This window comes from Paenibacillus sp. LRG-1 (assembly GCF_057220305.1).
In genome coordinates, this window is the sequence record NZ_CM170126.1 from 1,430,245 (window position 1) to 1,453,917 (window position 23,673).

Annotated in this window: 23 protein-coding genes; 20 read left to right on the forward strand and 3 right to left on the reverse strand. The window is 48.3% G+C overall.

Annotated features, from left to right (window positions below; genetic code table 11):
- The first annotated feature begins 43 nt into the window (after positions 1-43).
- From ACUUJN_RS06180 to ACUUJN_RS06235, 12 genes are all read left to right on the forward strand, one after another.
- Positions 44-1,387: a flippase gene (locus ACUUJN_RS06180; protein WP_028543103.1), complete on the forward strand. Its 1,344-nt coding sequence runs from the start codon at positions 44-46 to the stop codon at positions 1,385-1,387.
- The gene (locus ACUUJN_RS06185) at positions 1,374-2,636 is read left to right on the forward strand and encodes a hypothetical protein (RefSeq protein WP_103744446.1); all 1,263 of its coding nucleotides are present in this window, start codon (positions 1,374-1,376) and stop codon (positions 2,634-2,636) included. The genes ACUUJN_RS06180 and ACUUJN_RS06185 overlap by 14 nt, the downstream gene beginning before the upstream one ends.
- Before the next feature lie 424 nt (positions 2,637-3,060).
- Complete coding sequence (locus tag ACUUJN_RS06190) at positions 3,061-3,231, forward strand: hypothetical protein (protein WP_155766932.1); 171 nt, start codon at positions 3,061-3,063, stop codon at positions 3,229-3,231.
- 156 nt (positions 3,232-3,387) lie between these two features.
- Positions 3,388-4,620, forward strand: coding sequence for a glycosyltransferase family 4 protein (locus ACUUJN_RS06195; RefSeq protein WP_484669405.1), 1,233 nt, complete (start codon positions 3,388-3,390; stop codon positions 4,618-4,620).
- Positions 4,617-5,858 (forward strand): glycosyltransferase family 4 protein, encoded by a 1,242-nt coding sequence (locus tag ACUUJN_RS06200; RefSeq protein WP_484669406.1) that lies wholly within the window; start codon positions 4,617-4,619, stop codon positions 5,856-5,858. The genes ACUUJN_RS06195 and ACUUJN_RS06200 overlap by 4 nt, the downstream gene beginning before the upstream one ends.
- The gene (locus ACUUJN_RS06205) at positions 5,836-6,645 is read left to right on the forward strand and encodes a WecB/TagA/CpsF family glycosyltransferase (protein ID WP_484669407.1); all 810 of its coding nucleotides are present in this window, start codon (positions 5,836-5,838) and stop codon (positions 6,643-6,645) included. The genes ACUUJN_RS06200 and ACUUJN_RS06205 overlap by 23 nt, the downstream gene beginning before the upstream one ends.
- Positions 6,646-6,696: 51 nt before the next feature.
- Positions 6,697-8,037, forward strand: a complete 1,341-nt coding sequence (locus ACUUJN_RS06210) for a UDP-glucose dehydrogenase family protein (protein WP_023987442.1) — start codon at positions 6,697-6,699, stop codon at positions 8,035-8,037.
- Between the two features lie 14 nt (positions 8,038-8,051).
- Entirely contained in the window at positions 8,052-9,029 is a 978-nt protein-coding gene (locus ACUUJN_RS06215; RefSeq protein WP_023987443.1) for an LCP family glycopolymer transferase, read from the forward strand.
- A 131-nt stretch (positions 9,030-9,160) separates the two neighbouring features.
- Positions 9,161-9,652 (forward strand): hypothetical protein, encoded by a 492-nt coding sequence (locus ACUUJN_RS06220; protein WP_023987444.1) that lies wholly within the window; start codon positions 9,161-9,163, stop codon positions 9,650-9,652.
- A gap of 109 nt (positions 9,653-9,761) precedes the next feature.
- Positions 9,762-10,682 carry an ABC transporter ATP-binding protein gene (locus ACUUJN_RS06225; protein WP_279831868.1) on the forward strand — a complete coding sequence of 307 codons (921 nt, stop codon included), beginning with the start codon at positions 9,762-9,764 and terminating at the stop codon, positions 10,680-10,682.
- Positions 10,675-11,457, forward strand: a complete 783-nt coding sequence (locus ACUUJN_RS06230; protein ID WP_023987446.1) for an ABC transporter permease — start codon at positions 10,675-10,677, stop codon at positions 11,455-11,457. The genes ACUUJN_RS06225 and ACUUJN_RS06230 overlap by 8 nt, the downstream gene beginning before the upstream one ends.
- Before the next feature lie 243 nt (positions 11,458-11,700).
- Positions 11,701-12,786, forward strand: a complete 1,086-nt coding sequence (locus tag ACUUJN_RS06235; RefSeq protein ID WP_023987447.1) for an AI-2E family transporter — start codon at positions 11,701-11,703, stop codon at positions 12,784-12,786.
- A 39-nt stretch (positions 12,787-12,825) separates the two neighbouring features.
- On the opposite strand, the gene ACUUJN_RS06240 is transcribed toward ACUUJN_RS06235, so the two are convergent.
- A complete protein-coding gene (locus ACUUJN_RS06240; protein ID WP_071559035.1) occupies positions 12,826-13,287 on the reverse strand; it encodes a bactofilin family protein in 462 nt (153 codons plus the stop codon).
- Between the two features lie 45 nt (positions 13,288-13,332).
- Positions 13,333-14,364, reverse strand: coding sequence for a M23 family metallopeptidase (locus tag ACUUJN_RS06245; protein WP_075153895.1), 1,032 nt, complete (start codon positions 14,362-14,364; stop codon positions 13,333-13,335).
- Positions 14,365-14,510: 146 nt separating this feature from the next.
- Between ACUUJN_RS06245 and cls the strand changes: the two genes are divergently transcribed.
- Together cls and ACUUJN_RS06255 are read left to right on the forward strand one after the other, a co-directional pair.
- Complete coding sequence (gene cls, locus ACUUJN_RS06250; protein WP_028543093.1) at positions 14,511-15,941, forward strand: cardiolipin synthase; 1,431 nt, start codon at positions 14,511-14,513, stop codon at positions 15,939-15,941.
- A 195-nt stretch (positions 15,942-16,136) separates the two neighbouring features.
- A complete protein-coding gene (locus ACUUJN_RS06255) occupies positions 16,137-17,081 on the forward strand; it encodes a YitT family protein (protein WP_023987451.1) in 945 nt (314 codons plus the stop codon).
- A 69-nt stretch (positions 17,082-17,150) separates the two neighbouring features.
- Here ACUUJN_RS06255 and ligD read toward each other — a convergent pair whose 3' ends face one another.
- Complete coding sequence (gene ligD / locus ACUUJN_RS06260) at positions 17,151-18,053, reverse strand: non-homologous end-joining DNA ligase (protein ID WP_013309189.1); 903 nt, start codon at positions 18,051-18,053, stop codon at positions 17,151-17,153.
- Positions 18,054-18,266: 213 nt separating this feature from the next.
- Between ligD and ACUUJN_RS06265 the strand changes: the two genes are divergently transcribed.
- The 6 genes from ACUUJN_RS06265 to ACUUJN_RS06290 all read left to right on the forward strand — a co-directional run bounded on the left by ACUUJN_RS06265 (position 18,267) and on the right by ACUUJN_RS06290 (position 23,647).
- Complete coding sequence (locus tag ACUUJN_RS06265; RefSeq protein ID WP_484669408.1) at positions 18,267-19,535, forward strand: sulfotransferase family protein; 1,269 nt, start codon at positions 18,267-18,269, stop codon at positions 19,533-19,535.
- On the forward strand, positions 19,532-21,457 hold the full coding sequence (locus tag ACUUJN_RS06270) for an asparagine synthase-related protein (protein WP_068938657.1): 1,926 nt from the start codon (positions 19,532-19,534) through the stop codon (positions 21,455-21,457). Before ACUUJN_RS06265 ends, ACUUJN_RS06270 begins: the two co-directional genes overlap by 4 nt.
- 52 nt (positions 21,458-21,509) lie before the next feature.
- Positions 21,510-21,638: a paeninodin family lasso peptide gene (locus ACUUJN_RS06275; protein ID WP_023987454.1), complete on the forward strand. Its 129-nt coding sequence runs from the start codon at positions 21,510-21,512 to the stop codon at positions 21,636-21,638.
- 189 nt (positions 21,639-21,827) lie between these two features.
- Positions 21,828-22,871: a serine kinase gene (locus tag ACUUJN_RS06280; RefSeq protein WP_484669409.1), complete on the forward strand. Its 1,044-nt coding sequence runs from the start codon at positions 21,828-21,830 to the stop codon at positions 22,869-22,871.
- Complete coding sequence (locus ACUUJN_RS06285) at positions 22,858-23,160, forward strand: lasso peptide biosynthesis PqqD family chaperone (protein WP_053324868.1); 303 nt, start codon at positions 22,858-22,860, stop codon at positions 23,158-23,160. The genes ACUUJN_RS06280 and ACUUJN_RS06285 overlap by 14 nt, the downstream gene beginning before the upstream one ends.
- 1 nt (position 23,161) lies before the next feature.
- Positions 23,162-23,647, forward strand: a complete 486-nt coding sequence (locus tag ACUUJN_RS06290) for a lasso peptide biosynthesis B2 protein (RefSeq protein WP_076295002.1) — start codon at positions 23,162-23,164, stop codon at positions 23,645-23,647.
- Positions 23,648-23,673 lie beyond the last annotated feature (26 nt).

A 23,673-nucleotide genomic window follows, 5' to 3' on the forward strand; every position in this document is an offset into this window, starting at 1 on the left:
CTTCGCTGTACGCAAGGTCATTTTTCAAGATGGAGTAAAACCTATGACATTAGTCGAAAAACGCGCCAAACCGCGCAGAAGTTTGCTGGTGAATACATCATGGCTGTTCGGTGACAAAATGATTCGCATGGTGTTCGGCCTGGCAGTCAGCATCATCATGGCGAGAGTGTTGGGACCAGAGGAACTGGGAAAGTGGAATTATGCGGAATCCTTTTTCGGGATGTTTCTGATTTTCACGACCCTTGGCTTTGATTCTATATTAGTACGCGATCTTGTCAAAGACCCTAAGGATGAGCATGAGCTATTGGGTACGGCGGTTCTGCTGAAATTGGTAGGTACTTTGATGGCCATTGTACTGTCCTATTCCTTCATTTCACTGCTCAGACCGGAAGACAGTTCGGTGCGGTTGATCAATCTGATCTTGGCTACGGCCTCGGTATTTCAATTGTTTGATATCATCGACTACTGGTTTCGTGCGCAGATGCTGTCCAAATACACGGTCGTTGCCAAGAATACCGCCTTTGTTCTCGGCTCCACCATCAAAATCATTCTGTTGTTGTCCGGTGTTCCGATATGGGTGGTGGCGTTGTGTGCTCATGGAGAGTTTCTATTGGGGAGCCTGCTGCTGCTGTATTTCTTCCGTAAGGAAGGACGACGTGTGAAGCGATGGACGTTCCGCTTAGCCACAGCTCGGCGAATCATGAATCACAGCTGGCCGCTTATACTGTCATCCTCCGCTGTATATGTACAGGCACGGATCGATCAAGTCATTATCGGTGAACTGCTGGGGAACGCTGCGGTTGGGCAATACTCCGTTGCACTCCGACTCATCGAAGTGCTGGGCTTCATTCCGGTTGTTCTGACAACGGCCTATGCTCCAGTAGTAACCCGCTCCAAGCAGAAAGGAAGCGACGAATACAGACAGACATTGTCTACGGTGTATCGCCTGATGTTTATATGCTTTCTTGTGACCTCGGTACCTTTATTTTTTCTATCCCAATGGGTAGTGGTTGTGCTGTATGGGAAAGAATTTACCGAAGCAGGTTCGCTGTTGTCTCTGTTTGCGATTCGTCTGTTTTTCACTAACTTCAGTGTTGCTAAAAGCTTGTTTATTACCAATGAAAATTTGTTCAGATACACGCTGCTGACCTCGGTGGTGGGTGCGGTTACGAATATCGCTTTCAATTACGCGCTAATCCCGTTGCTTGGTGTCCGAGGGTCGTTAGTGGCGACGATCTTGTCCTTTACGATATCTGTATTTCTATTAGATTTGCTATTTAAGGAAGTTAAATCTAATTTGGGTTGGATGATGAAGTCCATCCTGACCTTCTGGCGTGTTCATATTACAGTACCGAAAGTTGGAGAGAACAATCATGATACCCATTAAACCGTTTGTTCGGCATGAGGAACAGTGCCCGCATTGTGGAGGTAAGGTACGTGGTGGAGAGGTGCTGTGGCAGGGAATCCATGTATGTGTCAGCACTGCGTGTGAGGGGTGCGGACGCGAATATCTCGAGGACATGAGGGTCGGTCATGCCACGTATTCACCTTATCGTGTAGAAATGCCTGACTATATTCTGACAGGTGATGCGAAGTCGAGAAAATGGCTCGGAGAGCCTTTGCGGCAATCGTTGATGAATCCTTCCTATGACTTAGCAGTCGGCATGACTGTGCATAAAATGAAAGCTTCTACACGTGTGATTATCATCAACACAATGGATTATTTGTATGGCCATGCTTTGCTCAAGCTGCTCAATGTGCAACGCGAATACGAGCAATCGCCGGACCTGGGCATCATCGTCATTGTGCAAAAGTCGCTGGAATGGATGGTGCCAGCATATGTGTCTGAAATTTGGACGGTTGATGTGCCGTTCAGCAGGGCACGAAACTTTTATCCTGTGCTACATCATCGGATGATTGAGGAACTGATGCGTTTTGATGAGGTGTATGTCAGCCCGGCATATTCACATCCCAATCAGTTTGATATTGAGCAGTTTACAGGTGTCTCCCGCTATGACGAGAGGCGTGAGTCGGAGCCGCGCATTACCTTCGTATGGAGGGAAGATCGCTTGTGGAGCGGCAGCCATCATATCGCAAGAGCGGTACAGAAATTTCCGCAGCTCAAGCGTGGGCTAAAACCGCTAATTTATCATCAGCGCAGTAAAATCATACGACTGTTCCGCAGGCTGAGAGAAAGCTTCCCAGATCATCGTTTTACAGTCGCTGGACTTGGGCGTACCGGGAGCTTCCCGGCATGGATTTCTGATGAGCGTGTCACACGCTTTGACCGGGAAAGTGAGCTGCGGGTCTGCGAGGTATACGCAGCCAGCCGATTAGTGATCGGCATCCACGGCTCTAATATGCTGCTGCCCTCTGCGCATGCTGGCATGACTATTGATTTGATGCCCAAGGACCGATGGGGGAATTACGCTCAGGATATTTTATTTCACGAAACCGATCATCGGCTTACGGCCTACAAATACCGCTTTGTGCCGATGGAATCGAGTGTGACTTTAGTGGCGGATATGGCAGCTGCCCAGCTCAAAGGGGCAGACCATTTTAATATGCAGATGATGGAGGAAAGGCAGCGTGAGCATTCGGTTTGGAGGGGAGAGGCCGCTTCGGGGCGGGTTTGATCCTGGAGCAACTATTGTGGATGGAAGGCCGCTTCGGGACGGGTTTGATCTTCCGATCGCTGTTGACGTGGGATTCCTTTGTTTGAATAAAGCCCTACAGAGGGCGGAATCCCTCGTCAAAGGCGACCGCTTCGCTTCTTCAGATTCAAACCCTTACCCTCCGCTACCCACCGCAGCCAAAAAGAATTTCCCCCAGCCCATAAGGTGGGGAAGGTAAAAGCCGCCTGGCGATAGCTTCGCCCTATCGCCTCGAACATCACGCCGGGCATGCATGCCGGCGTAGGGCACACTCAGCACGGTTCTCTGTCAGGGTGACAGTGTTTGGTGGATAACACTCACGGCAAGCAACAATCAAGCCTAGCTAAGGTCTCGTGGTCAGCCTAGCGGTAGTATAGCCATGCTTGTTTGTGAGCGTGCCATAACCGTGCCAAGTTCACAAGCGTTTGACGAAGTCAACGCTCTGCATGCATCCGTGCTCGCGTATCCGCGCAGCGAAGGCACTTCATGCCCAGCATTCCCTTTTTTAAAATGGGGTGACTTTATGGACCCGGCGGTCAGCAGCGGAGCGGTCCATTTGAATCTGAAGAAGCGCTAGCGTTCGCCTTTGCAGTGGGATTCTTACATCGGAATGTTTTATATATCCAGGAATCCCACTGCAACAGCGATCGGAAGATCAAATGGAACGCGCAGCGTTCTCTGAACCCTCCGTGCTCCATAACTCACCCAATATGAAATGGCAGGAGCCCTGATGATGATTCAAAAAATATTGTATCTCCGCAATTTTGCTAGCAAGGTGAACGGGGACTCATACAATTTACAGGAAGTCGGTTTGGGCAAAGCACTCGTTCGAAAAGGCTACGATTGCGATATTGTTTACTACAACGATCGTAAGGAAACCCATCTGGAACAGGTCTACCGTCACGAAGGATGCACCCTGCGTATTATCTGGCTCCACGGGTTTAAGTTCTTAAGCAACAGCATCTACAGAGATGTTCTCAAAGATTCTTTTCTGGATGCTTATGGTCTGGTCATTACTACAGAATACAACCAGATCATGACCTATCTGCTTTCTCGCAAATGTCCTGATAAGCTGGCGTTGTATCACGGCCCATACCGAGATAACACGCACGCGCTGATCCGCAAACTGTACGATATTATGCTGCTGCCGAAGGTAGCAAAATCTCTACGCCGTACCTATGTCAAATCCGATCTTGCCAAGTGCTATTTGGAGAATAAAGGTTTTGACAACGTGGTTACGATTGGAGTCGGACTGGATCGCAGTAAAGTAGAGAGAGCATTCGACAGTGACACCAGTAACAACAGTGAAGACATAAGCGGAGAACGTGAGGAAAACCGTGAGGTCGCGAATGAGCTGCGTCGAATCGGAGATCGTCCGGTGCTACTGTATGTTGGTGTACTGGAGGAACGGAGAAATATACGTTTTATGCTGAGTACGTTCAAAAGGGTACTCCAAAAGCATCCTAGCTGCCTTTTGTTAATGGTGGGGAATGGACGGAAGACGGACACAGACCGCTATTGGACATATGCTCATGAACTGGGAATAACGGACAGTATTATACATTTTTCAAGAGTGGAGCAACGTCATCTGTGGCAGGTTTATGGAGCGGCGGATGTGATGCTGTTTCCGACCCAATACGATATTTTTGGTATGGTGCTGCTGGAAAGCATGCTGTTTCGCGTCCCGATTATCTCTTCGGTAAACGGGGGCTCGATTACCTTGATTGAGGACGGAGTGAGCGGAGTTATGCTGAGAAGCTTTTCAGAAGAGGAATGGTCTGATCGAATAGGCGCTTTGCTGGATAATGCTGAGCTGAGACGAAGTATGGCGGAGAAGGCCTTCCTTACGGTCGAGCGTATGTCGTGGGATCGCATCGCAGATGAAATAGTAAGCCATCAAGGGATCAAGCCCGGGAATTCTAACCACGTTATGCAATCAACGCAGGAAAGAGGGGCAGCCACGTGAGCCAACAGGTCAGCAGACAGATGAACCCTCCTGTAAGCAAGGTGCTGATCATCCATAACTTTTATCAGCAAAGCGGGGGAGAAGACAAGGTTGTCGAGCAAGAATCGGCTATGCTGCGTTCCAGAGGAATAGAGACAGAGCATTACTATGTGCACAACGACAGCATTCAAAGCAGAGGGCTAGCGAACATGGCAAAGCTGGCAGTAGAGGCGGCATGGTCCCTGCCGGAATTCAAAAGAATTAAGAAGCTGCTTTTACAGGTGAAGCCGGATGTGGTGCATGTGCATAATTTTTTCCCGGTTATATCCCCTTCGGTCTATCATGCTTGTGAACGGCTGGGGATTCCGGTTGTCCAGACACTGCATAATTACAGGCTGATTTGTCCGGCGGCAACCTTTATGCGAGGGAATAAGGTTTGTGAAAAATGTCTGCACGGCACGCTGCTGCACTCCATCCGTCATGGATGCTATCGAGGTTCACAGCTTCAGACGATTCCGGTGGCGGCGATGATTAAGTTCAACGATCTAATCGGCACATGGCAGCACAAGGTAAGTCGCTATATTGCGCTGACGGAGTTTGCACGGGACAAATTTGCCGAAAGCGGTATTCCGCTGGATCGTATCGCGGTAAAGCCGAATTTTATCCATCATAAAAAAGTGAAAACCCAGTATGACCCGAATGATCGCTATTTGTTGTTCGTGGGGCGGATTTCTGCTGAAAAAGGGGTTCGCAATCTGCTGCAAGCCTGGTCACAGTTGGAAGATCGGGGGGAATTGAGACTGGTCATCATTGGGGATGGTCCGGAAAAGGCTGAATTGGCCGCTGCTTATCCGCAGGAAGATGTTCGGTTTCTCGGTAAGCAGGATGGAAACACGGTACTGGATTGCATGAGCCGGGCCATGTATGTCATGGTACCTTCCATTTGGTATGAAGGATTTCCCATGACCATTGTAGAGTCTTTTTCTGTTGGAACTCCGGTATTATGCAGCCGGCTAGGCGCACTGGAGGAAGTCGTGGAGGACGGGGTGACGGGTTTCCATTTTCAACATGATGATTTGGAAAATATAAAGACTGTGATTCGCTGTGCAGTAGCCTATGAAAACTATGCAGCTATGAGACAGAAGGTGTCGGAAAATTATGCTGCACGCTATACGGAAGAAGTGAATGTGAAGCAGCTGATGGCGATATATAGCGAGGCGATGGAGGAGCGTGATTATGAAACAGCTGCCCCAATATAGAGTCGGAAGGATTGCGGATGCCGATATTGCAGCACTTACGTTTCAGGAGACGGTACACACGCTGGAACAATGGGCAGTCGAACGAAAGAACGGCTATGTATGTATTTGCAACACGCATTCCATTGTCACAGCCGGGAATCATTCCGAGTTCCACAAAGCGCTCACTCAAGCAGATTTGTGTACTCCGGATGGTATGCCGTTGGTATGGGCGCTTAAGCTGTACGGATTTGAGCGTCAGGATCGGGTAGATGGTCCCAGTCTGATGCTCAAGTTGTGCGAACGTGCGCCACAGACGAAGGTGAGTATATATTTTTACGGCAGTACGCCGGATACGCTGGATAGCTTAAAAGAAAGAGTAGAACAGGATTACCCCGGAATCCGCATCGCGGGCAGCTTTTCACCACCATTTCGTGAGCTTCACCCAGATGAGGAGGAGCGGATCATTGATGAAATCAATGCGTCCGGCGCGCATATCATATTCGTCAGCTTAGGCTGCCCGAAGCAGGAAATATGGATGCATCGAAACAAAGACCGCATTCATGGCGTGATGATTGGAGTAGGGGCGGCCTTTGACTATATCACTGGAAAGGTTCGTAGACCGCCACTAGCGATACAAAAGCTGGGGCTGGAGTGGCTGTACCGTCTGATCTGTGAACCGAAGCGATTATGGAAGAGGTATGCCTATAACAATCCGATGTATGTATACCGTTTTCTAAAATCTTATCGGCAAAACAAACGGCTTACGCTTTATCATAATCGGCTTGCAGGAAGAGATATAGAGAAGTGAAGTCGGTAAAAGCAGGATGCAATGAGACAGCATGTAAAAGGGGGAGTTGCTTTGAAGTTATGTGTAATTGGTGCAGGGTATGTCGGGCTGGTGTCGGGGGTCTGTTTTGCCGCACTCGGGAATACCGTCGTCTGTGTAGATCAGAATGAGGATAAAATTCATCAGCTGCGTGCAGGTGGGGTGCCGATTTATGAACCGGGATTAAAGGCTCTAATTAAAGATAATGTAGAACAAGGCCGACTAAGCTTTACAACAGATACGGCTGCTTCGGTGGAGGCAGCCGAAATTGTTATTTTGGCGGTCGGTACGCCTTCGCTGCCAGGCGGAGAAGCGAACCTGTCCTATATTGAAGAAGCCGCCTGCGAGGTGGCAGACGCCATGAATGGCTACAAAATAATTGTCACCAAAAGCACGGTGCCTGTCGGAACGAACGAACGTATTCAAAATTGGATTGCGAGCCGCACAAATTATCCGTTTGGTGTGGCTTCGGTTCCCGAATTTTTACGTGAAGGTTCAGCAGTCATAGACACCCTACAGCCAGATCGAATCATCATCGGAGCTTCCGATCCGCATGTGTCCACTGTGCTGACTACACTGCACGAGCCGTTGACGACAAATATCGTAACCACGGATATCCGTTCGGCGGAGATGATCAAGTACGCGTCGAATGCTTTTTTGGCGACCAAAATTTCGTTTATTAATGAGATTGCAAATATTTGTGAAAAGGTGGGCGCAGACGTTACACGCGTGGCACACGGTATGGGGCTGGATCAGCGGATCGGTTCCTCCTTTTTGTCTGCTGGTATCGGCTATGGGGGTTCCTGTTTTCCCAAGGATACACAAGCTCTGATCCAAATTGCTGGTAACGTGGACTATGAATTCAAGCTGCTGAAATCTGTGGTGGAAGTGAATCAGGGGCAACGTTTTAACGTGATTCGTAAGCTAAAAGAGGCGCTGGGTGATCTGGAAGGAGCCACGATTGGCATATGGGGGCTGGCCTTTAAACCGAATACAGATGACGTAAGAGATGCCCCGGCGCTGGATATTATGCATTCGCTGCTGGAAGCAGGGGCGCAAATTCGTGCATATGACCCGATCGCTACCGCTAACTTCCGCAGACTGCTGGACAGCTCGGAAGTAACGTGGGCAGAAAGCGCACGGGAAGCAGCAGAGGGATGCGACGCACTGTGTCTATTGACGGAATGGGAGGAGTTTGGCGAAATCGGGCTGGGTGAGCTGAATGAGCTTATGAAATATCCTATTATGATCGACGGACGCAATGTGTACAGCGAGGAGCAAATCAGACAATCCGCCTTTGCATACTATTCTGTCGGTAGGCCACAGATGAACAATCTGGATGTAGATCGTTATCAGTCTGTAGTAAATCCGTAAAGGGGAGGCTGCATATGAAACGATGGCTGAAGATGACATTGGGGGCTGCGGCGTTATTGGTCGTAGGGGCTACTGCCTACACCGCTTATGTGTATCATTCCTTTAAAACAGCGGCGAATGCGATGTATCATCCGCGCAGCATCGTGCAGCCTGGGGCGGTTTCTACCCTTGCAACGGGCGGAGCAGGGCGATCCGTAGATACAGACTCTGGATCAAGTACACCCAATCCGGCAGCCATCTCCCAGTTCAAGCCGTTCACCGTGCTGGTGCTGGGCGTAGATCGGCGGCCTCACGATCCAGGACGATCGGATACGATGATCGTCTTGTCTGTTAACCCTGCCGAAGGCTCTATGTTGATGTTCAACATTCCGCGTGATACGCGAACAGAGCTGATCGGCAGGGGGCGTGAGGACAAAATCAATCACGCTTTTGCTTTTGGGGGCGTGGATATGTCGATCCGTACGGTAGAGCATTTTTTGAACCATCCGATAGATTACTATGTGCAGATGAACATGGAAGGGTTTGCGAAAATGGTGGACCTTGTGGGGGGAGTCGAGGTTCATAACCCACTTGATTTTCAATATGAGGGCCATCATTTTGCGCAGGGTAATTTGAACTTGAACGGGGCTGAGGCGTTGGCCTACGCCCGTATGCGTTTTGATGATCCACGTGGGGATCTCGGAAGAAATGCTCGCCAGCGGGAGCTACTCAAGCAAATTCTTGCCCAGTCCATCAGCAAGGAAGGGCTGTTGAGGGTAAAACCGATACTGGAGGCAGCGGGGGAGCAGATTCGCACAGACATTACCTTTGACGATATGACCACCTTCCTGACCCGGATCGGTCCGTCCCTCAAGCAGACGGATACCGTTGAGCTGAAGGGACATGGGCGTAAAATCAACGGTGTGTATTATTACATTGTGGATGAGCAGGAACGCCAGCGTATCCATGGAGTGCTGGAGAAGCACATGCTTACCGAGGCCATATCGCCTTAGGTAAGCCTTATGTAGACGGGTGCCCTATTGGGAGGTCACCCGTTATTTTCTTATAAAGTCTTCTAAAAAAGGCTTGTCCCACATACATCTGTAGAGAATTCGGTATAGTCCAACAGAGGGAGGGGCAATGTGTGCTGTTTAGAAGGAGAGCGGCTTCGGCGTTCGTCCGTAAGCTATTATATTTTGCAATCATATGTGGATTGTTATGGTTGCTGTGGCTGGGTCTGCATGGGGTGATGTCTACAGGCGAGGGCGATCAAGCGGTAGAAGCACTGAACGAGTTCTACACTATGGAGCAATCGGGAAATTTCGGAGGCTCATGGGAGCTTTTTCATTCGCAAATGAAAAAGAAATTCGAGAAGTCCACGTATGTACAGCAGCGTGCGCACGTTTTTATGCAGGATATGGGGACGGATACGTTCACGTTTGAACTGGGGGAGCCGCAGGCTGAATATGACATTCGTACCGATCAGAATGGAGAAGAGTTAGGGAAAGTTTACCGTATTACGGTCACTCAGCATTACAAGACCCGATTCGGCAACTTTGATATCGTACAGCCTTGTTATGTGACGCAGGAAGATGAGAAATGGCGGGTGCTTTGGATATATAAGGACAAGGAATAGAGGTTGCGTGGTGTTTCTAAAAGGTTAAATATGGTACAATACTTCCAAAACCGGAAATGTACAGTAAAATGGATCACAGCTTCACTCCGGATGGAAGGAGTTTCAAAGCATGCAGCAAGCGACAGGACAGGTTCCCGTCATACGTATGGAGGGTGTGAGTAAAATCATTTCCTCAAAAGCGATCGTGGATGATCTGACGCTGGAGGTTCCGGCGGGGCAGGTATTTGGTTTCCTTGGACCCAATGGTGCGGGAAAAACGACCACCATCCGTATGATGGTTGGCCTGATTTCGATCAGCAAGGGCGATATTCATATTTGTGGAGACAGCATCAATACCGATTTTGAAAAGGCCGTTGCCCATGTCGGCGCGATTGTTGAGAACCCGGAGATGTACAAGTTTTTGACAGGCTATCAAAATTTGCAGCATTTTGCGCGAATGTCTCCTGGCGTGACCCAAGAGCGCGTGGAAGAAGCGATTCGTCTGGTGGGACTCGGAAATCGGATTCACGATAAAGTAAAAACCTACTCGCTCGGGATGCGGCAGCGACTTGGGGTAGCTCAGGCGATTTTGCATCGACCGAAGCTGCTTGTGCTGGACGAGCCGACCAATGGCTTGGACCCGCAGGGTATTCGTGAACTGCGGGATTATTTGCGTCAATTGACCCGTACGGAAGGAATTACTGTATTCGTATCAAGCCATTTGTTGTCCGAGATGGAGCTGATGTGCGACCGTGTAGCTATTATTCAGAGCGGACGGCTGGTTGATATCAAGCAACTGAAGAATACAGGGGAGGAAGTGTATAAGGCGGAAATTGCTTTTGAGGTAAATGATGCCGAACAAGCTTATGCGCTTGCTGGAGCAGGGCGCGTCGAAGGTAATCAACTGCTGCTTCACCTGGAGCGGGAACAGATTGCAGAGATGAACAGCCTGCTGGCTGCAAATGGCATTAAAGTATATGCGATTCGCCCGGTTGCCCGTACGCTGGAAGATCAATTTTTGGAAGTGACGGGAGGCGGGGTCATTGGGTGATTTCTTCAAGCTGGTACATAACGAAAATCTGAAAATTTACCTGCGTGTGCGCACATGGATTATGCTGGGATTGCTGGCGGTCATCACTGCTGTGATTCCGATGCTGATTTCCTTGGTTTCCGATCAGGTCAGTGTGTGGGATGGGATTGCGTTGACGACGTTGTTTACATTTTTCCTCAATACGACGTTTACGGTCATTGTAGCCGCTGATTCGGTGGCTGGTGAATTTACTTGGGGAACGATTAAGCTGCTGCTCATCCGACCTTGGACTCGCAGCAAAATATTGTTGTCCAAGTATATATCCGTGATTTTGTTCAGTTTGCTCGGAACGATCATTTTGATTTTGATGGTTACGCTGTCCTCATGGCTGATGTTATCCAAGGATGCACCAGCGGGTTCTGTTCCGCTGTTCAGTGATCCGATATCTTACGTAACACTGAACTTCTTGTATAGCTATATCGCCTTATTCGTGACGATGGCCTTTGCTTTTATGCTGTCCGCTGTTTTCCGTTCCAGTGCCTTGGCGATTGGGCTGTCACTGTTCATGATGTTCACCAAAACAGTTTATAACACGATTGGCTTGTTCAGCACAGATCGTTTTGAATGGACCAAATACGTTCTATTTACGCATATGGATCTGAAAAAATATTTAGATATGCCGCCGGGTACAGTAAGTTCCAGTCTAACCTTTTCGCTCACCGTGCTGGCCGCCTATTATGTGATTTTTATCGCCATTGCCTGGGTGGTTTTCGTAAAACGGGATGTTTCGACCTAAATCGAAGTGCCATAGAGTAACACAAAGGACGTTCAAATGCCTAGCATTTGGACGTCCTTTTGTTATTTCAGAATTTTACAAAATCCTCATTTAAGACTATTTTATCCTGTGTATATGTCATTTTTTACTACACATTCTACGTGCAGGGGTATATTGTAATCTATTTTCAGCAAGAATCAATCAATAGGGTCACTTTGCGTTTAAAGAGGTAGAGAGAAACAGAACAGAGGGGGGCCGCATGATATGCTGCAAAATAATCGTTTTTTTCGTCTGACTACGGGTATTGTCATGCTATTACTCATCATTTACTTGGGCACCAAAGTAAGCTTTATATTCAGTCCTCTCGTATCTTTGGTCAGCTTGCTGGTTGTACCGTTGATGCTATCTTTTTTCCTCTATTATTTATTGAGGCCGATTGTAGATGTAATGGAACGGAGAAAAATCAAACGATCTATCTCCATCTTGCTGATTTATTTGGTCATTGGAGTGTTATTGTTTGTTTTCTCATGGGGTGTGTGGCCTACGCTGCGTGATCAAGTTACCAATTTATTTGAAAATGCGCCGAAGCTCATTAAAAGTCTGGTTGATCAATTGAGCCAATGGCGGCATAATCAATCCTTGAGACAAGTGCTGCCTCCGGGTGAAGACCCGCTGTCACAACTGTCAGATACGTTGAACGAAGCTTTTTCGACACTGTCTGATTATTCGGTAAAGCTGGTATCGTTCGTGTCCTACTTTTTTATTGTATTGGCTACCTTTCCAATATTGCTCTATTACATGCTGAAGGAAGGGAGCAAGTTTGGCCCTAAAATGCTAAACTTCTTTCCAAAAAAATATCACAAGGACGCATTGGAGGTTATGGAAGATATCGATAGTGCACTCAGCAGCTTTATCGTGAGTCGGGTGCTGATTAATGTCGCGTTGGGTGTGATGATGTTTCTTGGATTTTTAATTATTGGCTTGCCTTATGCCTTGCTGCTTGCCGTTATTTCGATTTTTCTTAATTTTATTCCCTATGTGGGGGCAGTGGCTGCTTCTATACCTGTGGTTATTATTGGATTACTCGAATCACCTTCGATGGCACTCTGGTCCCTGGTCGTGGTGATCGCTGCACAGCAAATTCAGGATAATTGGCTGTCACCTATAGTTTTTGGCAAGCAGCTGGATATTCATCCGTTGACTGTCGTTATTTTACTGTTAGTTGGTGGCGACCTGCTCGGGATTCTGGGTATCATTTTGGTGATTCCATTGTATATGTGCGGAAAAATCGTCATACGCAAGGTGTACCAATTATTTTTGGAACGCAGAGTGGAGGATATTATGGAATGAATGGAGAATGCACTGGATTTAAAGGAGTATATACTGACTTTATCCTGCTTCGGATTGCAGAGCGGCTTGGCTATCCTCCTTGTTTTTGCTGAAACTAGATTGGGTTTCGTCGTTTGACTCATCCGTAGAAGTTGACAACTCTACATCCTTTGTTCGGTTCATTTGAATTGTGCCGTCCAGTATACCGCCTTCAGAAATGACCAATGCAGTGGTCGCGGTATTTCCGTACAGTTCACCTGTCGGCGTAATGGTCAGTCGTCCTTCTGTAGTAATGCTGCCAAACACCTTACCGGCAAGAATGACGTCTTGTGCGATGATATCCGAACGTACAACAGCAGATTCTCCAACGACGACAGTACGAGTGCTGCGGATATCGCCCTGAAAATGACCGTCAATCCGAATATTGGCCTCTGCCTCAACTGTACCTTCAAAGCTGGTGCCATTAGCGAGAAGTGTATCCATAGCTGGGGCGGAGAGCTTTTTTTTGGATTCCTTGAACATGATGGTTTTCCTCCAATCTTTTATTGTGAATATTTTCAAAAATCCTCATTGTACATACAGTAATGGATCGACAGGTTGGTTATGCTTGACGATCTGAAAATGAAGATGAGGTCCTGTGCTCCTTCCGGTACTTCCCAGCAGACCGATGGTCTGTCCTTTGTGGACACGATCCCCCGGAGCCACCTGCATGCCGCTCAGGTGCATATACCAGCTCTGGAGTCCGTCAGGATGCTGGATGATGATGCACTTGCCGCGGGCTCCGCTAGAAGCAGCCTCCAAGACGGTGCCAGCTCCTGCTGCATAGACAGGATCACCGGTTTGTCCGGCAATGTCCACGCCTGAATGGAAGGCAGATCTGCCTGTAAAAGGGTCGCTGCGATAGCCGAAGCTGGAGGTCATTCGCCGTGAACCTACAGGCCAAATGGAGGGATTCCCTTGCTCGGCAAGAGCCAGCCTACGAGTCTGGAGTAGCTGTGCGGCTTGTTTGCGCTCCAGATTCTGCTGTACGGCATTTGCTTGCTGAATAGAGCGGGGAACCGTACGTTCCACCGTGTCCAACAGAGATTCGATCTCCTGAAAATCATCCATTGCCTGGCGAGTTAGGAGGGCAGTATTTTCATGCACTGCGATCAGCTCGCCCCCGATATGGCCGGAAGCATCCCAGGAGAGCGGCGTCATGGTCTTTTTATGGTTACTTGTGGCAGATGAGTTTCCGTGTTTACGAATGAATTGCTGCATTTGCTGTTCCAGCTCCGTTACACGCTGAAGGCGTTCACGAATATTGGTGGCTTGATTCGTCAGCTCCATGACTTCCTGCCGTAGTCGCCCAATGGCTGCATCCTTGTCCGCTACCGTGACCTCCATCTGCAAACTCTGGACAGCAAGATTCGTTTCCATTTGGGAGATAATATGGGAAGAACGGATTTGCAGCCCGATCACGAGTGTAGAGATAGACGCGATCACAAGAGTTGGGACGAGAATGACAGCGGCTGTAGAGCATTGTAGCTGCTTGGGCGGTTGCTGTGCATCCCGAATAACAAGCAGGGTCATCCGGCGATTTAGGCTTCCTTTTTTCATAATCGCTCCTTTCCGGACATCGCTCCTATAGTGCTTGGTTACTATCTATTCAGCTTAAGAGGCAAACATGTCAAAAAAATTGGAGCTTAGTATAAAACGTAGATGAGGATTTTGCAAAATCCTGAGATATATAAGGAGGCTTAGACATGCTGTGGTTGCTGTTGGTTTTAATTGTTTTTATTTTTCAGACCGGGACGATCCTGCTCTTTGAATTTCGCAAGCCGTCCAAAGCGGTAGCCTGGCTTTTTATTTTGTTTTGCTTCCCGCTCATTGGCTTTGTCGTGTACTACTTTGTTGCACAGGATTATCAGAAGCGCAAAATGGTTCGAAAAGGGGGATCGCAGCTGTTTCGTGAGTTTCGCGAGCGTCTGTGGGCGCAATCCAAAGTGATTGAACATGTGGAGCAAATGCATAATCCTCATTTCAAGCATCAGGAGCGACTGTTTAACCAGTTAATTCGTATGTCGGAAAACCCGTTGACTGGATGTAATCGCACACGTGTGCTGACGAACGGTGAAGAAACCTTCGAAGCTATGCTGACAGCGATGGAACATGCACAACATCATATCCATGTGGAGTTTTACATATTTCGGGCCGACGAAATCGGAAGAAAGTTTCAAGAGGTCATGATCCGCAAGGCACGTGAGGGAGTAAAGGTACGATTCGTTGTGGACGGTGTAGGAAGCTACCATTTGCCCTATTCCTTTATTCGTACCTGTAGTGAGGCAGGAGTGGAATTTCATTATTTTCTACCTCCGTTTTTCGCCACGTTGGACCGCCGGATTAACTATCGCAATCACAGGAAAATCGTGGTGGTGGACGGCATGATCGGATTTGTGGGAGGGATTAATGTAGGCGACGATTATCTCGGAAAATACCCCAAAGTGGGATTTTGGAGGGATACGCATTTGCAGATTGAAGGAGATAGCGTTTATTTTCTGCAAAATGCATTTCTTAGCGACTGGAAGCTGGCCTCAGGGGAAAGGCTGATGGATGTGAATTTATTTCCTCCACATACCTGCACTGGGGATGAGGAAGTACAGATTTTGAGCAGCGGTCCCGATCAGGTTTGGGATACGATTCAGGAAATGTGTTTTGGAGCGCTCACAGTTGCCAAAAAGCGGATTTGGATTACGACGCCGTATTTTATTCCCGATCTGGGGATTTATGAGGCGCTCAAGCTAGCAGCAGTCAGTGGCGTAGATGTGAAAATTATTATTCCCTACCAATCCGATTCGAAGTTGGTTCATCTGGCGTCTTTATCCTATGTGCAAGAATTGCTGGAGGCAGGGGTGGAGTTCTACCAATATCGAAAAGGATTTATTCACGCCAAAGTGGTGATTGTCGATGATTTACTCGGCTCGGTCGGGACCGCCAATATGGACATGCGCAGCTTTTTCTATAATTTTGAGTTGACCGCTATAGTTTTTGCTAATTCAGCGCTGGAACGGCTTTCGGAAGATTTTGTAGAGGACATTTCCAACTCCTCACGCATAGATTTAAACGTGTTCCGCAGACGGCCTCGATCTCAGAAAATAGCTGAAATTCTAACTCGCATGCTCTCTCCACTCCTTTAAAGGCGGTTTTCGCCGTTTTTATCGATATAATCCCGCTTTATTGTGATTTATGTGCTCTTTGCTAACTTTTTTGCGCAAAATCACAGTTTTATGGTACACTATTCATATAACACAAGCGCGGTAAAGGAGAGGGGACTGCGGATAGCAGCCCCTTTTTCGGTCCAATATACCATACTGTAACGGGGGGATTTATATATGAGTGTAGTGAGCAAGGAAGTTCAAAATCTGTCTGAAATCACAGATGTAACCGGAGAGTTGACCAAGATCAGCAAAATTCCAGCTAATCCGAAGAACAAAGCAAAACGCCTGTTTCAGCGTGCGGCCATGATTATTTTTGGTGCGACGCTTATGGCAGTGGGCCTCGAAATATTTCTGGTTCCTAACGGCGTTATCGACGGAGGCGTCACAGGTATTTCCATTATGGCCTCCAAGATTACTGGCTATCCACTCGGTATTTTCCTGACCCTGTTGAACCTTCCATTTTTACTTATCGGATACAAACAAATCGGTAAAACCTTCGCTTTATCCACATTATTCGGCATTATCGTGATGTCCATCGGTACCGCGTTACTTCACAATGTAAGTGCATTGACTCCTGGCGAACCACTATTGGGTGCTATCTTTGGGGGCGTCATTCTCGGCGTTGGGGTGGGTCTTGTGATTCGGTCCGGCGGCTCGCTGGATGGAACAGAGATCGTAGCTATTCTCGTCAGTGAAAAAACTCCTTTTTCGGTCGGTGAGATCGTACTGTTCGTTAATATCTTCATTCTGGGAAGTGCAGGTTTTGTGTTCGGTTGGCCGAATGCCCTGTATTCCATGATTGCTTATTATATCGCCATGAAAATGATTGATATTACAATTGAGGGTCTGGATCAGTCCAAATCGGTCTGGATTATTAGTGAAAAATACCGTGATATCGGGGATGCCCTGACAGACCGTCTTGGACGGGGCGTAACTTATCTGGAAGGTGAAGGCGGCTTTACGGGCGAAAGCAAGAAAGTGATTTTCGTCGTCATTACCCGACTGGAGGAAGCGAAGCTGAAGAGCATCGTTGAAGATTGGGACCCGCACGCTTTCGTTGCGATCGGTAACATTCACGATGTGAAGGGCGGACGCTTTAAGAAAAAAGGAATACACTAGCGCAAGGGGACAATTTCTCAGCCTAATGGCTGCGGGGTTCGTCCCCTTTTTTGTTCTTCCAAGCATGGATCAGGTTCGGTGTGCCTTGGTGCGCATATGCTTGAGGACGTCTTCTACGGGCTGGGGAGGAACCTTGTCGATCAAGTCACCTACCTGGTTTAGTCGTTCTTCAATATTCAGCAAATGGTAGTCAAGTGGTGATACATCTTGCCGTACCTCTTCCCATGTTAGCGGAGTGGAGACCGTAGCGCCGGGGCGTGCCCGCGGGGTATAAGGAGCGGCCAGAGTTTTCCCCTGATAATGCTGCAAATAATCAAAATAGATGGCTGTTCCCCGATCCTTCTTTAACCGTTCGAGTGTGAACAGATGCGGGTGCTTTTCTGTCACAAACTGTCCAACTAATAGCCCGATGCTGCGAAGTTCGTCGAAGGTTATGCCTGTACGGATCGGAACGATAATTTGTACACCTGTGGCCCCGGAAGTTTTGGGGACGGAATCCAAACCAAGCGAAGCCAGTACTTCACCGACAATAGAGGCTGCCTCCATAATACGTGGCTCCACCTCTCTGGATGGATCAAGGTCAATCATCCATTCACAGGGCAGCTTGCTTCCCGCTTCATGCAGAGAGGGGTGGAATTCCAACGCAGCTTGATTACCAAGCCAGAGAAGTTGTGGCAATTTGCCGAGCACGATATATTCAATACCATCATGCAGAGCGGTTTCAATATAGTCCGGCCGAGGACGTGGGGCATTTTTCTGATAAAAAAAATCACCGTGAATCCCATGTGGCCAGCGGATGACGGTCAGTAGGCGATGATGGCAATATTTGAGCAGGAAGGGAGCCAATACCGCGAGCTTGCGAAGATATAGCGCCTTAGTCACGCCTGCTTCAGGCCACAGCGGTTTATCCGGGTTGGTGATAGGAATTTCCTGACCTTCAATGGTAATAGTACCTTTTACAGCTTGTCCCATAGTGCTATCCTCCTTGGGCTAACATGCAGCAAAATCTTTATTTACAGGCTGATTGTTGCACTTATAGATCTACATATGGTTTAACATGAACGTGAAGTGCTGAATTTATCCATCAAAGGGATTGACAAGATACAATATGTATCATAAATTTATAATAAAAATACGATATGTATCTATTAAAGGGACTTGAGCAGAGGTAGAGGAGGAGTTTGCTTGATTGAAAAGCAAGGCGGAGGGCTGGTATTTCTGTTGAGTGTCCCTCGAAGTGGAAGCTCGCTGCTTACCGCCATTTTGCAAAACCATTCCCGCCTGTTTGCCACACAGGAAATGTGGTTTCTGCTCAGTTTATATGATCTTCCTCAGTCACAGGCACGGCCATATGGAGGAACTGGGATACTCCGGCAATTTTTTAAAGGTATGGTCCCCCCTGATGTATCGGAGCAGGCTTCCCGTTCGTATGCACTTGAAATATATAATGGTCTGCTTCAAGGAACTACAGCAGATATGCTTATCGACAAATCCCCGCGTTACTATACGGTGCTGGAATTTATAGACCGTTTATTCCCTGATGCCCGCAGGCTGTGGCTTATCCGGAATCCTTTAGCCATTGTGGCCTCATTCAAAAAGGTCAATCAGCTACGGAATGGACGTTTTCAACTGCTGGAGGAACTGGGGAGTCCGCATTTTAATATGAAAATGACGGATATTACGGTTGGTTTGTTCCGTTATGCTCATTATTTTGCTACACCTCATCCACTTGCATACCCGCTTAGGTATGAACAACTCGTATCCAATCCAACGATGGAGATCGAGAAGCTGTGCAGTTTTCTGGGGATCAAGTATGAGCCGGGGATGGAAAAGTACGGAGACTTTGCGGATACGCCCAAATCCAGTCTTTTTTATAGTATGGGAGCGGGTGATCCATTCGTAGGAGAGCATGAGCAGGCGCATCAGGATTCGGTACATAGCTGGCAACATTTGTTGAGTAAAACGGAAATTGAGCTGTATTGCAGAAGCATTGGGTCCCGCATGTTTAGGCAGCTTGGTTACGCGGAAGCGTTGGAGCAGGCTGAGCAGATGACTGGAGTCCGCTTTGAAGATGAGCCGGATATAGAGCTGCTGAGTCAACGTACACAACAATTTCTCCAACAAAGCGGCTTTGAATGGAAGGCAGCTTATCGGATGCTGGAAGACCAAGATGCAGATAACAGAGAACTTGTGATAAATGCAACCCATCATACTGTACCTCAAGATCTGGCAAGGATGCAGGTGGACCAGATCGTGAACGATCGGCGGATCCAATCACTGGAAAACAGGTTGGCACATAGCTATGAGGAGCGGAACCGTCTTATCGCTCAGCTCCAAAGCTATCAACGCCCAAATCAAGGTCTCCGATCTCGCAACCTCTTTGCCCGTAAGCTCGGGCGCTTGGCGTCTGTAGCGTTATCAAGTATAGGAAAAGAAAAAGGGGGAAGAACGTGAGTGCGATTGCCGGAATCTATAGCTTTGGGCATGAGTCCGTAAGCACCGAAGAAGGCGGGAAAATGATGCAAGCCCTGCGAAAATATCCCGCTGACCGCGTATGTGCTTGGTGCGAAGGCTCAATATTTTTGGGTTGTCATGCCCAGCATGTGACCCCGGAATCTGTTCATGAGCGTCTTCCCTTCTATGATGAGCTAAGAGATTTGGCAATCACGGCGGATGCGATTATTGACAATCGTTCCGAGCTGTTTGAACGGCTGGGAGTTGAGCAGGAACGGCGGCAAGATATCACGGACAGCGAGCTGATTTTGCTGACATATGACAAATGGGGAGTGGAAGCAGCCAGTTATCTGATAGGTGATTTTGCCTTTGTCATTTGGGATGCCAAGGAACATCGATTATATGGTGCTCGAGATGTGACAGGAAATCGTACGCTGTACATCTACCAACATGACCGAGGATTCGCGTTTAGCACGGTGGTCGCTCCACTTTTGTCCCTGCCCTCTCTGCGAAAAGAACTGCATGAACCGTGGCTGGCCGAATTTTTGTCCATCCGTGCCATGCAGGAATCCGTCGATATCGGAACGACTGCATACAAGCATATCAACCAGCTTCCTCCTGCACATTGGTTCACTATGGAGGAGGGGAAGCGAACCCTTCATAAATATGCATGTCTGGATGAGGTAGAGCCACTGCGGCTCAAAACAGGGGGCGAGTACATAGAAGCTTTCCGCGAGGTGTTCACACAGGCGGTCACTGCCCGACTACGGACGCATCGCGCTGTAGGGGCTGCCTTGAGCGGAGGGCTGGATTCCGGGGCGGTTGCCAGCTTTGCCGCACCATCGCTGCACTTGCAACAAAAGCCGCTGCATGCCTACAGCTATGTGCCTGTTCAAGATTTTACAGACTGGACACCGCCTACATTGCTGGCGAACGAACGAAGCTATATTCAGTCTACGGCTCGCTATGTAGGCAACATTCACGAGAATTATATGGATTTTGAGGGTAAAAGTCCGTTTTCTGAAATTGATATTTGGCTGGAACTCATGGAAGCACCCTACAAATATTTTGAAAACTCCTTCTGGATCAGAGGTTTTTATGAAAAAGCACAGGAGCACAATGTCGGTGTACTGTTGACAGGGGCACGAGGCAATTTTACCGTATCGTGGGGCCCTGCACTTGATTATTATGCCCGGCAGTTTCGTCGTTTGCACTGGTTGCAATCCTTTCAGGGGTTGTGGCGGTACAGCAAGCTTACGGGCAGGCGTATGTCTCATCTACTCCCTGTGATGTTGAAAAAAGCGACTTCGCTTGAATCTCGTTCATGGCTGCGGCGTAGCAATCGAAGTCCCGTTCCTTCACTGATCCACCCGGAGTTTGCCAAACGGATGCATGTAGAAGATATTCCTGTATTGAGCGGAACAGGCTGGATGAAAAACGCCGATCAGACGAGAAAAGAGAAATTTTCGAATTTGGCGATTGCTAACAAAAATGGTGTGGTCGCGACCAAACTTTCACTACGGTATGGCCTGTGGGAACGTGATCCGACCGGAGACAGCCGAGTGATTCGCTTTTGCTTATCGGTGCCTTTTGAACAGTATGTGCAAAACGGTCGGGACCGTGCCCTCATTCGTACGGCCATGCGTGATCATCTGCCTGATGATGTTCGATTGAACCAGCGGGTACGCGGTGTGCAGCCTGCAGATTGGCTACATCGAATGCTTCCTTGCTGGGATACGTTTATGGGAGAGCTTCAACTGATGTGTCATGATTTACGAGCCGCCGAATATCTCAATATTGAGTTTATTAAGACGGCTATGGCGAAACTTCACCACCCCCGCCCTGAGCAGGCGTCTGATCCGAATATACGACTACTAATGCATAGCCTGATCGTGTACCGTTTTCTCTGTAGATTGAACTGATCGAACCTATCCGGTCAGACAGTTCGCCATTCGTTGGAGGGGAGGTGATGAGATGAGTAAAAAAGAATGGCAGGAACCGACGATAGAGGTGCTGGATATTAACCAGACTATGGCGGGTAAAGGCTGGAAACAGATTGACTGGGTGTCTGACCACGATGCCGATCTTCATAATCCAAGCTAACACATGGTTATACATGCAGCCGATGTTGGGCTGGAAGCAAAAAACTGGTCCGATAACGACTGAATGAACGAGAATAGCATAATCCATTGGACTCGTATTCAATACAAAGCCGTCTTTATTTCTTCGGGTTAGAGGTATTGCCCAAGAAATAAAGACGGGATTTTTAAGGACAGAGGAGTGAGTCCTATCGTGCATGACAGGAGTGCAAATGTCAGTTGGACGAAATATATAGCCTTTGGACTCAGAATTGCCAGTGAGCTGAATCTGCCTGAGCTGATCCTGGCAGCACCGGAAGCAGTAGAGGATGTAGTCATTCGGCAGGCTGATTTAACTGCATGGAGTGGTCAGCTGGAGCAGGCCAATTTTGTGATGCTAGATGAGCGATTTATGTTCCAAATACCAGGCACGGCCATTTATGCCGTCAGGGAAGGCAAGGAGATCGAAGTAAGCATATTCTCCGGGGCCGATCCTGACACCGTGCGGCTGTTTGTGCTGGGTACATGCATGGGTGTTCTGCTGATGCAAAGACGAATATTACCTATTCACGGAAGTGCGGTCGTCATCGGGGGGAGGGCCTACGCATTTGTGGGTGAATCGGGTACGGGCAAATCGACACTGGCTGCTGCTTTTAGGCAGGCAGGTTATCAGATGGTTAGTGATGACGTGATTGCTGTAAAAGCTACGGCTTCCTCAGCCATCGTGTATCCAGCTTATCCGCAGCAAAAGCTGGGGTTGGATAGCTTGCTCCAACTGGAGGCTTTACGGGAGAACAAGCATGCACGCAAAAGAAATAACATACGGTCCCTAACTGATGACAATTCTGTAATGCCACAATACAGTGATCTGCGTATGCTTGCAGGTGAACTGAATAAATATGCCGTACCCGCCGTAGATGAATTTTTTAACGATCCGCTGCCCTTAGGGGGCGTATTCGAGCTTGTGGCAGATTCTCCAATCCGTGCGTTGATGCGCGAAGGGGAGCTAATGGCGGTTACGGAACAGCCCTTGAACGTTCTGGAGTGCTTGCATACATTACTACAACATACATATCGTAGGGTGATTATTCCGCGAATGGGTTTGAGTGAATGGTCGTTTGATACAGCGGCTAGGATGGCTCGTAAAGTAGAGGGCTGGCGGCTGCTGAGGGATAGTTCCGTCTTTACTGCGTCCGAGGTTGTACAACGGGTACTTGATATCATTCGTAAGGAGGAAAAGAGTTATGGCAGCCACTAATTCAGCTAAGGACCATTATCGCGTCATTTACGGTGAAGAGGTCTATGTCAGTGATATGGACGGAGAAAAAGTGATGATGAGCATTAACACTGGTAAATATTATAACTTGGGCTTCACAGGAGGACGAATCTGGGAACTGGCAGAGTCTGGTCCTTCACTTGGCGATATCGTAACTGTCCTGACGAATGAATATGAGGTGGACGAGGAACAGTGCAGACAACAGGTACATACCTTTGTGGCTGAGTTGGAGCGGGAAGGACTGTTGAAGCTTCTACGGGAGTCGGTATAACATGCGGATACAACGGCTTCTTCTCCTGTCTCCAGAGGTTAGGAGATTGTTGCCGGAAGCCTGGCTGGAGCTGGGATGGGCGAGGTTGCGCCAGCGTCGTTCTTTTGGGGATTACTCAAGGGTTTGGGGCATATGTATGGAAGAAACTCCATGGAAGTGTGATGTCAGGCAGGAGAAGTGCATTCAGCAGATTTCGCACGCTGTGGAGCTGGCAAGCCGTTATACTCCTTGGCGCAGTAGTTGTCTTGTACAAGCCGCTGCGGCGATGACGTTGCTGGGGCGCAGAAAACTGGACTGCACGCTGTATCTGGGCACAGCCAAAAATGCCGCTGGACGCTTGGCCGCACATGCATGGGTACGTAGCGGACCGATTTATGTTACGGGGAAACGGGAGATGGAAGCATTTACGGTGGTGGGGATATTCGGGAGACGTGCTGTGACGGATACAAATACAAAGATGGCAGATAAAGGTAGTTCTTTACTTTAATGCGATGAGACAAGAAGGAGAAGAAT

Coding starts and splice junctions, on each gene's coding strand:
- ACUUJN_RS06215 (WP_023987443.1), top strand. CDS start 8,052: ATGAAACGATGGCTGAAGATGACATTGGGGGCTGCGGCGTTATTGGTC.
- ACUUJN_RS06275 (WP_023987454.1), top strand. CDS start 21,510: ATGAGTAAAAAAGAATGGCAGGAACCGACGATAGAGGTGCTGGATATT.
- ACUUJN_RS06180 (WP_028543103.1), top strand. CDS start 44: ATGACATTAGTCGAAAAACGCGCCAAACCGCGCAGAAGTTTGCTGGTG.
- ligD (WP_013309189.1), bottom strand. CDS start 18,053: ATGGGACAAGCTGTAAAAGGTACTATTACCATTGAAGGTCAGGAAATT.
- ACUUJN_RS06185 (WP_103744446.1), top strand. CDS start 1,374: ATGATACCCATTAAACCGTTTGTTCGGCATGAGGAACAGTGCCCGCAT.
- ACUUJN_RS06205 (WP_484669407.1), top strand. CDS start 5,836: ATGAAACAGCTGCCCCAATATAGAGTCGGAAGGATTGCGGATGCCGAT.
- ACUUJN_RS06240 (WP_071559035.1), bottom strand. CDS start 13,287: ATGTTCAAGGAATCCAAAAAAAAGCTCTCCGCCCCAGCTATGGATACA.
- ACUUJN_RS06225 (WP_279831868.1), top strand. CDS start 9,762: ATGCAGCAAGCGACAGGACAGGTTCCCGTCATACGTATGGAGGGTGTG.
- ACUUJN_RS06290 (WP_076295002.1), top strand. CDS start 23,162: ATGCGGATACAACGGCTTCTTCTCCTGTCTCCAGAGGTTAGGAGATTG.
- ACUUJN_RS06245 (WP_075153895.1), bottom strand. CDS start 14,364: ATGAAAAAAGGAAGCCTAAATCGCCGGATGACCCTGCTTGTTATTCGG.
- cls (WP_028543093.1), top strand. CDS start 14,511: ATGCTGTGGTTGCTGTTGGTTTTAATTGTTTTTATTTTTCAGACCGGG.
- ACUUJN_RS06235 (WP_023987447.1), top strand. CDS start 11,701: ATGCTGCAAAATAATCGTTTTTTTCGTCTGACTACGGGTATTGTCATG.
- ACUUJN_RS06255 (WP_023987451.1), top strand. CDS start 16,137: ATGAGTGTAGTGAGCAAGGAAGTTCAAAATCTGTCTGAAATCACAGAT.
- ACUUJN_RS06285 (WP_053324868.1), top strand. CDS start 22,858: ATGGCAGCCACTAATTCAGCTAAGGACCATTATCGCGTCATTTACGGT.
- ACUUJN_RS06195 (WP_484669405.1), top strand. CDS start 3,388: ATGATTCAAAAAATATTGTATCTCCGCAATTTTGCTAGCAAGGTGAAC.